General features: G+C 36.8%; 13 protein-coding genes. 4 read left to right on the plus strand and 9 right to left on the minus strand.

What is annotated here, in order from left to right; all coding sequences use genetic code 11:
* Positions 1 to 197: 197 nt before the first annotated feature.
* Positions 198 to 1577 (minus strand): hypothetical protein, encoded by a 1380-nt coding sequence (locus ACN6MX_RS00635; protein ID WP_419960761.1) that lies wholly within the window; start codon positions 1575 to 1577, stop codon positions 198 to 200.
* Between the two features lie 116 nt (positions 1578 to 1693).
* Here ACN6MX_RS00635 and ACN6MX_RS00640 point away from each other — a divergent pair, with 116 nt between their 5' ends.
* Positions 1694 to 2347 (plus strand): SIMPL domain-containing protein, encoded by a 654-nt coding sequence (locus tag ACN6MX_RS00640; RefSeq protein WP_419960762.1) that lies wholly within the window; start codon positions 1694 to 1696, stop codon positions 2345 to 2347.
* Between the two features lie 450 nt (positions 2348 to 2797).
* Here the strand turns inward: ACN6MX_RS00640 and ACN6MX_RS00645 are convergent, their stop codons facing one another.
* The 4 genes from ACN6MX_RS00645 to ACN6MX_RS00660 all read right to left on the minus strand — a co-directional run bounded on the left by ACN6MX_RS00645 (position 2798) and on the right by ACN6MX_RS00660 (position 8164).
* Entirely contained in the window at positions 2798 to 4447 is a 1650-nt protein-coding gene (locus ACN6MX_RS00645) for a methyl-accepting chemotaxis protein (RefSeq protein WP_419960763.1), read from the minus strand.
* Between the two features lie 18 nt (positions 4448 to 4465).
* Positions 4466 to 5443 (minus strand): BMP family lipoprotein, encoded by a 978-nt coding sequence (locus ACN6MX_RS00650; RefSeq protein ID WP_419960764.1) that lies wholly within the window; start codon positions 5441 to 5443, stop codon positions 4466 to 4468.
* 844 nt (positions 5444 to 6287) lie between these two features.
* Positions 6288 to 7709 carry an aldehyde dehydrogenase family protein gene (locus tag ACN6MX_RS00655; protein WP_419960765.1) on the minus strand — a complete coding sequence of 474 codons (1422 nt, stop codon included), beginning with the start codon at positions 7707 to 7709 and terminating at the stop codon, positions 6288 to 6290.
* Between the two features lie 176 nt (positions 7710 to 7885).
* Positions 7886 to 8164: a PepSY domain-containing protein gene (locus ACN6MX_RS00660; protein ID WP_419960766.1), complete on the minus strand. Its 279-nt coding sequence runs from the start codon at positions 8162 to 8164 to the stop codon at positions 7886 to 7888.
* A gap of 213 nt (positions 8165 to 8377) precedes the next feature.
* On the opposite strand from ACN6MX_RS00660, the gene ACN6MX_RS00665 reads away from it, so the two are divergent.
* From ACN6MX_RS00665 to ACN6MX_RS00675, 3 genes are all read left to right on the plus strand, one after another.
* Entirely contained in the window at positions 8378 to 8698 is a 321-nt protein-coding gene (locus ACN6MX_RS00665; protein WP_419960767.1) for a four-helix bundle copper-binding protein, read from the plus strand.
* A gap of 161 nt (positions 8699 to 8859) precedes the next feature.
* Positions 8860 to 9336, plus strand: a complete 477-nt coding sequence (locus tag ACN6MX_RS00670; protein WP_419960768.1) for a hypothetical protein — start codon at positions 8860 to 8862, stop codon at positions 9334 to 9336.
* Positions 9258 to 9953, plus strand: a complete 696-nt coding sequence (locus ACN6MX_RS00675; RefSeq protein ID WP_419960769.1) for a cytochrome P450 — start codon at positions 9258 to 9260, stop codon at positions 9951 to 9953. The genes ACN6MX_RS00670 and ACN6MX_RS00675 overlap by 79 nt, the downstream gene beginning before the upstream one ends.
* 284 nt (positions 9954 to 10237) lie before the next feature.
* Here the strand turns inward: ACN6MX_RS00675 and ACN6MX_RS00680 are convergent, their stop codons facing one another.
* Genes ACN6MX_RS00680 through ACN6MX_RS00695 form a run of 4 tightly spaced genes read right to left on the minus strand, consistent with a single transcriptional unit; the run spans position 10238 to position 14328 of the window.
* The gene (locus ACN6MX_RS00680; RefSeq protein WP_419960770.1) at positions 10238 to 10981 is read right to left on the minus strand and encodes a TerC family protein; all 744 of its coding nucleotides are present in this window, start codon (positions 10979 to 10981) and stop codon (positions 10238 to 10240) included.
* A gap of 32 nt (positions 10982 to 11013) precedes the next feature.
* Complete coding sequence (locus tag ACN6MX_RS00685) at positions 11014 to 11592, minus strand: TerD family protein (RefSeq protein WP_419960771.1); 579 nt, start codon at positions 11590 to 11592, stop codon at positions 11014 to 11016.
* Between the two features lie 28 nt (positions 11593 to 11620).
* A complete protein-coding gene (locus ACN6MX_RS00690) occupies positions 11621 to 12697 on the minus strand; it encodes a toxic anion resistance protein (RefSeq protein WP_419960772.1) in 1077 nt (358 codons plus the stop codon).
* Between the two features lie 17 nt (positions 12698 to 12714).
* A complete protein-coding gene (locus ACN6MX_RS00695) occupies positions 12715 to 14328 on the minus strand; it encodes a YceG family protein (protein WP_419960773.1) in 1614 nt (537 codons plus the stop codon).
* Between the last annotated feature and the right edge of the window lie 14 nt (positions 14329 to 14342).

Below are 14342 nucleotides of genomic sequence, written 5' to 3' on the forward strand. Positions count from 1 at the left end.
TATTAATTGTTATAATCTATCGCTAGGTTAATATCTTGCCAAAATAGTTTTATTTAATAGAAAGAGAAACTTGGTGGGAGAAGAAGTCTATTTTACAGAAAAATAGGTCGGACATGACGGAAGTCACGACCAACCATTTTTAAAAACGAGGGAAAAAGGAAAAGCATTGACAAGCGATTTCAACCGCTGTTGTTTTTTTATTCCCATTTAATAGCTTCTATTTTTTCGATATCCACTGATATAGTTTGCATTTCATTTGAAAAGAACGCAATTCCCGTTTTTTGATTGATTAGAATTATTTTTTCTACAGCAATTGCTAATCCGCTTACTGTTACTTCTGTAATAGGATAGTTGGGGGGAAGTTTGGATAGAAATCTTCCTATATTTCCTTTTGAGTATAGCGTTTTTTCTATTAATTCTTTTATTTCCTTTAGTGAACTTTCTTGGTGAGTGCATTGTTTATTTAAATTGTCTAGCATTTGTTCGTTTAATCGAATTAGTGAGTCTTGTCTATCCATTGATTGTTTATTCACTGCATAGTGGCTTTCTAAATTATTTGTTATTTTTTCAAGCTGTCTATTTTGACTATCAGAAAGCTGCATTAGAAAGCCCTGTTGCCTATTTAAACTATCCTGTAAATAATTGTATAAATCATCCTGTTGGATAATTTGAAGTTTGATTTCCTCTAATATTAATTCATCTATTTCCTGGGCTAGCGGCTGTTTCTCGCCAGATTGTTTTTTGAGGTGGTTTTGTTCTTTTAATTGGTTAAAGATTAAATCAAATTGACTGTTTTGATTTTCCGATAAATTACTAATCGCTTCGTTTTGTCGATAAAACTGTTCGTGTAACAGATGAAATGCTTCTTCTTGGTGATCAAGTTTGGACTGCAGACTATTAAACGTTTCTTTATTTTCTTGAATTAACTGATCCTGTTTTATTTCATGGAAACGGTTCTGTTCTTCCGAATAGTTCGATACTATAGTAAAAAATCGCTTTTGTTCTTCCAACACATTTTGGATAAAATCGTTTTGTATATCTAATCGCTTTTGTAGTTGTACTTTTACTTCCGCTTGATGATCAAGTTGGTGTTTAATGTTATCGAAAGAACTGATTTGTTTGATAGCGAAGTTATTAAGAAAATTTCTTTGTCTATTTAAACTTCCTTGTATCTGGTATAACACTTTATCGTGATTTGTTGCTCGTTTACTCTCTAGCTCGTTAAGTTTAGACTGGTTATCAAGATGTTCGTTGATTGCTTGCAGTGTAAATTCTTGTTTTTGTAAATGTGATCCGTAGCCTCTCGTCGTCTGTGCAAGATTGAATAATATCTTTTTTATATTTCCATAATCATATCTATGATTATTATTTAACTTGTTAAGAATCGTGCTTTGATCATGTAAGTCACGTAAAATGGTTTCACACGTTTGGTCCAACTGAGAAACAGAGTTCATAAAACGGTGATTTATAGATGTTTGTTCTTCTAGAAATTCTAAATGCTGATTGGTATAGAAATGATCTTGGTTATTATTCTTTGCCAAGGCAGCAGAAACCAAATGGACCTTTGATTCTTTCAATTCTCCATACTCCTTTTACACGGAAAGTCATTATGCCTTATTTTATGAATGATATTGTTATTTGTGATGAATTAAATTGTGGATAAAATAAACATATAAGAAAAGGTGGTAATTCTATGTTGTATTCAGGTGTTCCATCACTTTCAGTTCCTATGGTGCGAGTCATCACCGTAACTGGTAATGGGGTGGTAGAGGCCTTGCCAAACTTTGTTCAACTCCAAGTAGAAGTAAGGACAGAAGGGGAAGAGGTACAACAAACTCAGGCAGAAAATGCAGAAATTATGTACCGTGTTATTCAATCCTTGTTGGATTTAAACATTCCAAGAGAACATATACAAACGGCAGCTTTTAATGTTTTCCCACGATATGACTTTATAGAAGGCGAACAGCTATTTAGAGGGTATCAGGTGACGAATGCTCTTACGGTTAAAATAGCAGATATTGAAAAAGCTGGTATAGTAATCGATGCTGCGGTGGCGAGTGGTGCCAATAGTGTATCGTCTATTCAATTTGGGCTAGATAATCCAGAGCTGGTCTATCAACAGGCACTTCAGCTGGCTCTTCAAAACGCACAAACGAAAGCACAAACAATTGCTCAGACGATGAAGCTCGCATTATATCCACAACCGATTTCCATTGTAGAAGAGCAGCAACAAAATGAACCAGTACGTTATAAAACGTTATCGATGGCTAGTTCACAAGCGGGAACACCGATTGAGCAAGGGGAAATTTCTGTAAGTGCAACCGTCACTGTAAAATACCAGTACTAACGTGCTAATAAGCTCACAACAAAAAAGGTCCCTAGGTATACAAATTTATATACCGGGACTTTTTTGAAGATAAGAAAGCATAAAAATGTCCTATGAATATTAGGTTCATGAAACTTAAGAGAACAAACAATCCTAAGATTTTTGTTTCAGGTAGACGCTTTTCGCGGGTACGGCTTCCCCTCTAGGAGTAAAATCGTATCTTTTATCTAGTTAAACAAAAACGAACTAACCTGTTTCAAATAGTTGTAGAAGGGTGACTGACATGCGATCGCCATAAGATGACCGAAAAAAGTGAGTATTGGTTGTGGCAATCGTCACAACCAATACTCACTAAAAATTCACTCGGTAATCCTATAGCAAAACGTCTGTCCAAAGCCCTTCGAAAACGATAGAAATAGGTTTTGGCCTTTAAGGACCGGTTATTTTTTTGCTAGGTTTTTGTTAGTTATATCAAATATTAAACTTAGACACTCTTACTTGTAAATCCTCCGCAAGGTTGGCTAAAGATATAGCAGCCGCCGTTACTTCTTCCATTGATGCTAGCTGTTCTTCAGAAGCAGCAGCAACAGAAGATGAACTATCAAATGTGTTGCTTGCTACTGTAGACATATTATTAGCGTGATTTGCAACGTCCTTCACAATGATATGAATGTTATTTGCTATTGAAGATATATCTCCAACTTGTTCTTTTACCTGTTCTACAGATATTAAGATTTCTTCGAAAGTTACTTCCGTGTGATGAGCAATCGTAAGCCCGGAGTCAACTTTTTCCTTTACACCATTAATAGATGTTACTGTTTTCTTCGTATCCTTTTCAATTTCTTTCGCAATATCGGAAATGTCGGAGACAGATTTTCTAGTTTGTTCCGAGAGTTTTCTAACCTCATCTGCAACTACTGCAAAGCCCTTACCTGCTTCACCAGCACGTGCTGCTTCAATGGCTGCATTTAGGGCAAGCAGGTTCGTTTGGTCTGCAATGTCCGTGATTAGTTTAAGGATGTGAACGATCTCTTTTGAGCGCTCATTGAGAGTAACAAGTGCCTGATCGGTTTCTATAACAGCGTCATTTATTAATCTCATCTGAGCTACTGTATCTTGAACAAATGCAGATCCTTGCATGGTTTTCTCATTTGTTACAATCGTTATTTCCATTGTGTCTTTTGCTTTTTCTGCAATTAGAGTAACTGCAGTCGAGCTCTCTTCAGCAGAACGAGCTGATTCTTTTGCCATATTTGTTTGGTGTTCTGCTCCTTCTGAAACCTGTTGAATCGAAGTAGAGATCAATTCAGTACCCTTCATCGTTTCGTCTGCACTTGCCATTAATTCCTCAGCAGAAGCAGCTACTTGATTGGAGCTATCAGAGACATGTGTAATGACTTCTCTCAAATTCAGTGTCATTTGTTCAAAGGATTTTTGTAGTGTAGCTACTTCATCACGGGTTTTAACTTGTACAATTTCGACTGCCAAGTTCCCATTTGCAATTTCCTCTGCATTTTTAGTAATCTCGCGGATTGGTCGAACAATCCTATTCGTAAAGAAAATCACTAATGCAATACTACCAACTAATAAAAGAACTACTAAAATAATGGAAATGGAAATAATGCCATCAATTTTGTTTTGCAAATTGCTTTGCATAATTGAATATTCAGCAGTGATACTTCGTTTTAATTGAATAACATCATTGATTAATCCCCTAGTACGAGTTGATTGTCGCTTTATCTCGGCAAGGTTTTGCTCTGTGATTGCTTGATTGGAATAACTTAATACCTCTTCGTACTTTTTAGATATACTAGTATTCAGCTTTTTCTGTTCCGTTGTTGATAAAGAAGAGGATAGCTGATCATTTATTGACTTAGTTGATGCTAAGTCTTGTTCAATATCATTTTTGTTACTTTCTGAGACGTTGAGAGAATACACACTCAATGATTTTTGTAAGCTTTTTGCCGAACTATTTAATTCCTCTACTTTAACTAAGGCTTCTACAATTTCTTCCGTAGATGATTTTAATGCGGATAGTTGAATTATGTTATAGCCGATAATACAAGTAGATAGCAGCAATGGGATAATGGATATCATTAATATCTTCTGTCTAAGCTTCATATTCTAGTCACCTAATTTCTATTGTAGTATTGTGATTGAGCCACTTGCGATTTCTTCTTGCAGCTTCGCTAATCGATTTTGCTCGGCAGGAGAGAGCTCAATTACACGAATAGGTGCTATACTTACACCATTGTCTTTTATGCCTAATGCTTGATTTTTTTCAGCGATTTCACCGGTTTCTACTAATTCTTGTATAGTATTAAAAATAGCGACATCGACTTGTTTTAGCATGGAAGAAACTATTGAATTTTCTGCCAAATAAAACTGGTCACTATCTACTCCAAATGAATAAGTGCCAGTGCGTTGGGATTCGTTAATTGCACCTACACCTGTGAACCCTGCTGCGGGATATATAAAGTCCGCATTGGCTGAAATCATTTCTTTAGCAATGCTTTCACCCAATTTGTCATTGCCGAAGTCACCAGCGTATTTGGACAGCACTACTGCTCCGGGGTTTTCAGATTTTACACCGGCTGCAAAGCCTTTTTCAAATTTTTGAATGAGGGGAACATCCTCGCCCCCAAGAAATCCAACGACGTTACTGGTTGTTTTCATACCGGCAATTGCTCCTAATAAAAATGAGGCTTCCTCTTCTTTAAATGTTACGTTGTTTACATTGGGGAGGTCTGATTGAGCATCTACTAGTAAAAATACTTTTTTAGGATATTTTTTAGCTATTGTTTCCAAATCTTTTTGGATTGAAAAACCAAGACCAATTATTAGGTCATTATCGTTTTGAACTAGCTCCTCTAATCCCTTTGCATATGTCTCCGTTTCTTGTATTTCTCGATAATCAAACGAAATATTTAGCTCATCACGGGCTTTTTCTAAACCTGCAAACCCTAAATCAGAGAATGATTGATCTCCAAGGCCAGCATCGGAAAGCATAATACCGACTTTTATTTGATGGTTTTCGGAAGAGGATTCCTTCTCAGTACATCCCGTAATAATTAATAAAGATATAAATAATAAAATAATAACAATACTTTTCTTCATAAAGACACTCCTAATGATAAATAATTGATACACTACACTACTATCGTCTCAAACTCAAGATACTTAACATATCTTTGTGTACATTAATAATTCAGAAATTTAGGGGAGAACATAAAAAAGGGGCAACAGTTTGGCTCCTTTTCTTGGAAGATAGGAAAGTGTATAAAAATGTCCTATGAACACTGGGTTTGCCGCATTTTAAAAAACGAATAATACTATGATTTCCGTTTCAGGCGGACGCTTTCCACGGACGAGGTCGAGCCTCCTCAGTCGCTATGCTCCCCCTGCGGGGTCTCGACTTTCTCGCTTAGATGATAAGATTGGCCAAATTTTAGAGAGTGATTAAATTAATTGTAATCGCTTTTGAATTAGGTATGCTGCTATTATCCGATGATAGTGGGAGAGCAGATTTTCTTTTATACTAGTGGAAAAAAAGAGAAATAGTAAGTAGTTACTAAATAAAGAAGCGAAATAGCGAACGAAATTGCATCTTCGTGAGCTTGCTCATTGATTAGGAAAGTATCTTTTCTCTAGTTATCAAAAAATGCACTGACCTGTTTCTAAGCGTTGAAGGAGTGCAATGGACAGACAAACGCCATAAGATTATCGAAAAAAGAGATTCTAGTCGTGACGTTAGTCACGACCAGAATCTCTAAAAATTTCATCGGTAATAATATAGCAAGAAATCTGTCCAAAGCACTTCGGAAACGTTGGAAACAGGTTTTGAACTAAAGGACTGGGTGACTTTTACCCAGTTTTTCTTAGAATAGGATGATACTTTGTATTGATTTGCTAATTTCAAATTAGGTTTGTTAATTTATCCTAACCCATCCCCTATATGTTGTTATTGCTGATTCCAAACAACAAGTTTTGTCTCCATCATTTCATGAATCGCATACTTTAGACCTTCTTTACCAGTACCGCTTTCTTTCACACCTCCGTAGGGCATTTGGTCGATGCGATAGGTAGGAATATCATTAATCATGACACCACCAACCTGTAGTTCCTTCGAGGCTTTAAAAGCTGTTTGTATATCATTTGTGAAAATTCCTGCCTGTAGACCAAAATCGGAATTGTTGATGGCAGCGATGCCTTCTTCGATAGAAGAGATACGATTGACTACAACGATAGGGGCAAAGACTTCCTGACAAGAAACCTTAGAAGTTGCAGACACATTAGTTAAAATAGTAGGTAAGAAGACACCATTTTCTATAGTCCCACCAGAAATTATATTAGACCCTTGTTCGACGGCTTCCTGTACCCAGTTTAGAGCACGTTCTTGTTCGTCGGGATGAATCATAGCTGAAATGTCTGTAGACTCATCATTTGGATGTCCAATTACTAGCTTGTTAGTTAAGAGAGAAAATTGCTCCAGAAACTCATCGTATACTTTATCCATTACATATGTTCGCTGTAAAGATATGCATACCTGACCTTGGTTAGAGAATGCACCCATTACACATTTTGGAACAATTTGAGAAAGATCTACATTTTTATCGATGATCAAGCCTGAGTTAGAGCCTAGTTCTAATGCTACTTTCTTTAATCCCGCTTTATCTCGAATCCCTTTTCCAACAGCTGGACTACCAGTAAACGTAATCATTTTTACTTTGTCACTTTCTACTAGTGCATCTCCAACAGTTTTTCCGCTACCTGTAATGACATTGAATGCACCTTTAGGTAGCGTGGTTTGATCGATTAACTCCGCTAAAAAAAGTGCGGAGAGAGGGGTCTGTGATGCTGGTTTCAAAACGATTGTGTTGCCCGCAGCAATAGCAGGACCAACTTTATGCGCTACTAAGTTTTGAGGGAAATTAAACGGTGTAATCGCAGCAACTACTCCAACTGGTTCTTCTATTGTATAGCCGAAACGATTTGCACCGTTTTTTGCACCGTCCATCGGAATCATTTCTCCAGTTATTCGTTTAGCTTCTTCTGCCGCAAATTTATATGTTTCAATCGTACGATCAATTTCAGCTAACGCATATTTAATCGGTTTTGCAGCTTCTAAAGAAATGATTTTCGCAGCTTCCTGACGATTATCGATAAATAATTGCGTGATTTGCTCTAGAATTGCAGCCCGTTCATATGCAGTTAAAGCTGCCATTTGTTTTCTTGTTTCATATGCAATGTCAATCGCTGTTTCTACTTCCTCATGAGTTGCTTGTGGAATCTGTGCTATGACTTCCTTTGTATGAGGGGAGAGTAGTTCTGTATATTTGCTTGAAGATTTCCATTCACCATTCACGTAATATTGCTTTTTCATCGAATCATCCTTTCGAAATTATACTTCGTGTGATTAGCCGATTTTGATGGCAGGATCTAGAATACCTGCCTTAACTTTACCATACCCATTAATAACAATTCTAAAAAAGTCGTTATGTATTCGAGTAATCAAAAAAGTCGCTTGATGTGTGTACACCAAGCGACTCGTTTTATATTTTAATCATTATCAAGTTCAAACTCTAGGACATCCCCTGTGCTTGCTTCGATTGTGAACTCCGCTTTGCCTTTTGCTGTGCGCGATTCTATTTCATATTCAAATCGATCATCATCTGAATCTAATTCAATTTCTACTAATGTTCCTTTGATTTGTTTTTGAGCAATTTCAATTGCTTTAGCCTCTGTTATTTGCTCAGTATTAGAAGGTAATTGAGCTCGATCATTATCATCATCTTTATCTTCTCGTATATTTAAAATTTGTGCCGTGTTAGCTTCCACGCATACTTCTTATTCTTTTGATTCTTCTCCATTTATATCTATATCACAAAATGTTTTTCCGTTTCCTTGTTCCAATTCTATACTTTCAATTGTTCCATGCCGTATATAAACTCTTTTTCCTTTTCTCTTGTAAATTCGTTTAGTTGCTTAATTCGAGGGAATAAGTAACTATAACTAATTATGTTTATGAAAGTGAGGAGATATATTTTGCAAATGTCCTATGAAGAATGTGTGAAAGCATGCCAAGAGTGTTTGGAGGCATGTAATAATTGTTTTCAGGCCAGCCTAAATGAAGATGATGTGAAAATGATGGTGGGTTGTATTAGACTAGATCGAGAATGTGCAGATATTTGTAGTTATGCTATACAAGCGATGACTCGTAATAGTCCATTCGTTAAAGAGATTTGTGATTTATGTGCTAGAATCTGTGAAGATTGTGCAGAAGAATGTGCAAAACACGACCACGAACATTGCAAGCGTTGTGCAGAAGCTTGCCGTAAATGTGCAGAAGCTTGTCGTCAAATGATTGCATAACTATATAATTAGTAAATCCAATTTTCGAGTGGATGAACTGCCCCGTAAATGTTAGACACCAAACTAACATTTACGGGGTGTTTTATATATTTTATAAGTTTTAACAAGATGCAATAGGGAAAAGATGATGAGGAAAGTTCGAAAGGGAAGGGTGTATGGACATGATTAATAGTTTTCCTCGTGAAGAAGGGTTGAATCACAGTCTGAGTTTGTTAAGAGAAGGGTATATGTACATTCCAAATAGAAAGAAAAGCTTTGCCTCCAATGTATTCGAAACTCGCCTGTTAGGACAAAGCGTAATTTGTATGAGTGGAGAAAAAGCAGCAAAATTATTCTATGATGAAGAGAAATTCATAAGAAATGGGGTAGCACCTAAGCGTTTGCAAAAGACTTTGTTTGGTGAGGAAGGGGTCCAAACATTAGATGATGAGGCACATCGCCATCGTAAGTCGATGTTTATGTCATTGATGACAAAGAGTCGCCTAGAAGCTTACATGAAATTACAGAAATACAATGGCGACTTGCTGCAAAGAAATGGGAGCAGATGGAGCAGATCATTTTGTATGATGAAGCTAAAGAAATCATGTGTAGAATTGCATGTGAATGGGGAGGGGTTCCGATTAAGGGGGAGGGAGTAAAAGAACGAGCGGAGCAGCTAGCTGTCTTGTTTGAATCTCCAACTGCTCTTGGTCCACAGCATTGGAAAGGGAGGCATGCCCGTAAGCAGATAGAGCATTGGGTAGTAGGTTTGGTTAATCAAGTTCGAGAAGGAAATCTTACTCCACCTGAAGGTACAGCGTTACGTGAAATCTCTTTGCATAAAGATTTGGAAGGTAAGTACTTAGAGGAAAAAGTAGCTGCTGTCGAAGTGGTAAATATTTTAAGACCTATTGTAGCGATTGCTATTTATATTAATTTTACTGCACTTGCAATTCAGCATTATCCTGACCAAAAAGAAAAGCTAGAAAGAGCAGAACCGAAGTATTTTCAAATGTTCGTTCAAGAAGTAAGGCGTTTTTATCCTTTCTTTCCAATGGCTGCGGCTAAAGTAAGAAAGGATTTCACTTGGGAAGGCTATTCGTTTAAGGAAGGAACCTTGACGTTGCTTGATTTGTATGGAACAAATCATAATACGGAATTGTGGGATAATCCAGATATATTTAATCCCTATAGGTTTTCTGGGTGGAATAAAAGTCCATTCGATTTCATACCTCAGGGTGGAGGAGATTATATGATGGGCCATCGTTGTGCTTGAGAATTTGTGACCATTGAAATAATGGAAGTATCACTCGACTTTTTAGTTAATCATCTAACTTATCAGCTCCCTGAACAAGACTTAAGCTATAGCTTGGTTAGTATGCCAAGTATCCCGAAGAGTGGGATTATTTTGGAAAATATTCAGTGTAAATAAGAAAAGCCAAAAACTAGTATTCATCCACCTAGCATCACATTGTTATAGAGAATTTAAATTGAATCAAAAAGTCCCGAGTGTTTAATATACACTCGGGAACCAATTCAAAGATTTTTTTATTTTGCTATTTAATTTTTTCGCATGTAATGAATCACGAAAGTCGCTACAAACGTAACAACCAGAATCGTGAAGAAGACATAATGGCTAATATGAAGACCAAATACGCCTAGCATCATTTTAGCTGCAATGATTAATATTAACACATAAGCACTAGTTTCCAATTCAGGAATACGGTCAATTAGCTTAATGAATACTCCCGCAATCCCACGCATCATCAGAACTCCAAGCATTCCCCCAAGTAGTAATATCCAAACTTGATCACTAATACCGAAAGCAGCTAATACACTATCAACGGAGAATGCGATGTCCATCATTTCAACTGCTACTACTGTACCCCAGAAAGTACCGAAAAGACGAATAAGTAATCCTGTCTTATTCACACCTTCAACCATTTCTTCCTCTGTTCCAGCTCGTTTATCCATGAAGTATTTGATCGCCAAATAGGCAAGATAAAGAGCGCCGATTACTTTTACCCACCAAAGTTTGATGAGGAAAACACCTATTCCAATAGCTATAAATCTAAAAATATATGCACCCAATAATCCGTAAAATAATGCCTTTTTACGTTGCTTGACAGGTAAATGTTTTACCATAACAGCTAAAACAAGTGCGTTATCAGCTGAAAGAAGTCCTTCCAAGACAACTAGAGTACCGATTAACCCCCAGCTTACAGGATCGGTTAAAACTTGGACCCACATGTCCCAATCAAAAAACATTGCGTACGTATCGATAAAACCGTTAATTATATCCATTAATTTTCAAATTCCCCTCGGTTAAGATCAGGTTAGCTCAATCCAAATTCCGTAATTAGTGATGCTAGGCCGCCTTGGAACCCACTACCAATTGCATTAAACTTCCATTCATTGTTGTGCCTATAAATTTCTCCTACAACAAGTGCTGTTTCTATGGAGAAATCTTCCCCTAAGTCGTATCGCATAATTTCTTCATTTGTATCTTCATTCACTATTCGTATAAAAGCATTTGAAACTTGACCGAAATTTTGTTTTCGTTGATCTGCATCGTGAATAGTTACAGTAAAAACAACTTTTTGGACTGCGTTTGGTACAAGTGGTAACTTAACGAGGAGTTGCTCATCATCACCATCACCATCTCCGGTACGGTTATCCCCAGTGTGGATAACTGAGCCTTCCTCACTTTGAAGGTTATTATAAAAGATAAAGCTTTTTTCATTGAAGGCTTTTCCGTTACCATCTACGATAAAAGCAGAAGCATCTAAATCAAAGTCATCTCCACCACTATATCTATTCGTATCCCAGCCTAGTCCAACTAAGACATTTTTTAATCCTGGATTCGTTTTCGTTAAATCAATTTTTTGCCCCTTCGATAGGTTAATAACTGACATTTTGTTTCCTCCTCATCCATATTTAAAGTTATTTTTTTTGACCATCTTCATATTTCTTTTGTAATTCTTCTAAACGCAGACGACCTTGTTCTCTCATTTTACGATTTTCTTCTTCAATAGCTTTTGTTTCGTTCATCCCGCGCATAATCGTATCCCATGTTTGTTCGATTGTTTCAATTTTAATGCTAGGTTGCCCTGACATTCTGGCGATATCTACACTTTGCTTAGATATATCATTAGCATTACGAAGTAACATTTCATTCGTTCTACGATCTAGCTCGCTCATCGATTGTGCAACAAGGTTTTGTCTTTTTGCCGAAATTGCATTGATAAGTCCTGTTTTAAAAATCGGAATAGTTGTTACGAATGCTGAGTTTATCTTGCCGATTAACTTTGTATTGCCTCGTTGCAACATTCTAATTTGTGGAGCTGATTGGTAGGATACCTGTTTTGCCATTTCAAGATCATAAATACGTTGATCAAGTAGCTCAATTGCGTTTTGCAAAGAATTCAGTTCCATTAGAACTAGTTGATCGCCATTTTCAGCTTTTTGCTGTAGATTAGGTACGAGTTGTCTTAACTGATTGACCTTTAACTCGCCAGCTACAATATACTTTTCTAATTCCATAAAGTAGTTGAAATTTTTGTCGTACAAATCTTCTAACGTAACAGTAGATTTTTTCATTTCTGTTTCATACTTCGTTATTTCCACGAACACTTTATCGATCTCGCCACCCATTGTTTGATACTTATTGAATAGCTTTTCAATTAGTTTTTCACCTTGTTTAAAGATTTTACCGAAGATAGAGGGCTTTGCAACAAAGTCCTTTTTATCGAATTTATCCATAATTTTGCCTAACTGTTTTAATAGTTCACTCGATTCTTCCATGCTACTGGACTTGATCGTACTTAAGATTTGTCCTGTAAATTTGGAGATTTCGTCTGCTGGTTCACGACCAAATTCTAATAGCCCAACCTGATTTTTAGGGTCAATTTTTGCGACTAACTGTAAAACTTGCGGGTCACGTTTCAGCTGAGCTTTTAAATCATTGCTTTCTTCCATCATTTGTTCTTGTTGGTCAATTTCTAACTTTTGTAATTCCATGTTTTCTCCCCCTATTTCTATAGAAACTTCTTGAATATCTTATGAACTACACTTGGTTCTTTGAATGGATCATTGAAGCTTCGGTCGTCCATCCAGTGTATATCAAAGGTACCTTCTTGTACCCATTTTTCTATATCAAGATGCCCTTTAGGATTCACGATAATAATATCCAGCCCCAAATGGTGCATCATACATAAGGCATTGGCGTCAGATCTTGATAGTTCAGGACCTTTCTCCTCGTTATATATAAATATAGTTGGAACAAATTGAGGATAATCGAAGGTCTGTAATAGACGAATAACAAAATCAGGTAAAACCATGGATTGTGCAAAGGCATATAATTGTAAGTCTTCTATTGTTTCATTGGACTGTCGAATGAGTATTGGCTCGTTAACATGTTTGGCAATTGTTTCACCGATTACAGTTTGCGTTCCGAGTGGGAGCTTGTCATAAGTCCACCAATTAGCAGCTTTCATTTTTTCGGGATCTAGCATACCATCTGCTTTTAAAGCATCTCGGTAATGGAAAAGCTGATTCGTTTTTTGTTCCTTCGTGAAAGGGAACTGGCGAATTACATGCGTATCATTTCGTTCTGTTAACGAATGAACATTATTCCAAAAACGTTTTCTGTTTTTGTCTATACCTAACAGTTTTGCGAAAACTACCGGAATTGTTACCTGTTGGTTACTAACCTGGAAGTGAGGACGAATCATTGCTCTTTCTTTAGAAATTAAGAATGCCTCATCTTCTGTAGTTTTCAAACGGATAGAGTTAATCGAATACGATTTAAATTGAAATGGCTTGTAAAGTCCTGAATCGTCATGATGTAAAAGCTCGTCAATTTCTTGAGTTGCTTTAAATGCAACAGTCCCCGCAATTTTAGGCATTTCGTCTGGTAATGGTTTGATATCATGGGAAACCTTTGGGAAACGGTAACTAAGATCATCGGTAATTGCTAGTAGGTTTTTCGGCCATGGTTCATCACTTGGATTGAAAATAACTACATGGAGACCGAAATCAGCTAGATATGTAAGAAACCATTTTTCACTTGGTGTTGCACTGCCGTACCAAAGAAACGCTGGAAGACCTTGCTCGAAATCTATCTTTTCAAGTGCTGGTTCTACATGATTGAAAATCCACTTTACTAGATCAGTAGTTATACGACGATATTCATGGTGAAGTGTGCCTTCTGTGTAGCTATTTTGTAGCTTCTTGAGTATATCTATAAAAACGGTTCTAATTCGTCGATTTAACCCTAAATCTTTCATATTTGGCAATAAAGAATAGCCATCAAAAAAGGCAACCATTCGATTTGGAGAAAGTCCTTTTTCTTTCCGATGCAAATCAAAGAGTTGGTTGAGAGCTCGTAGTTTCTCAGCAGAAATTTCTTTGTTAAGTGCACCTGTCAGAATGCTCAGCTTTCCTAAGGAATCATTGACTTGTGTATGTAGAATCGAGAAATACTCATCTTCATCTAAGGACATGCCAATGTATTGGCAAACTAATTGAGGATACGTTAAGTTTTCTCCGTCAACTGAAACGAGCGAAGGGTCTCCTAAAGAATCTTTCAACCATATACCTGTATTAGATGAATCCCACGATTTCATCCTAATGGGATTTAAATTCACCATGGGCTTTCCCTCCT

The sequence above is a fragment of the Psychrobacillus sp. BM2 genome, from assembly GCF_048572895.1.
Taxonomy (GTDB): domain Bacteria; phylum Bacillota; class Bacilli; order Bacillales_A; family Planococcaceae; genus Psychrobacillus.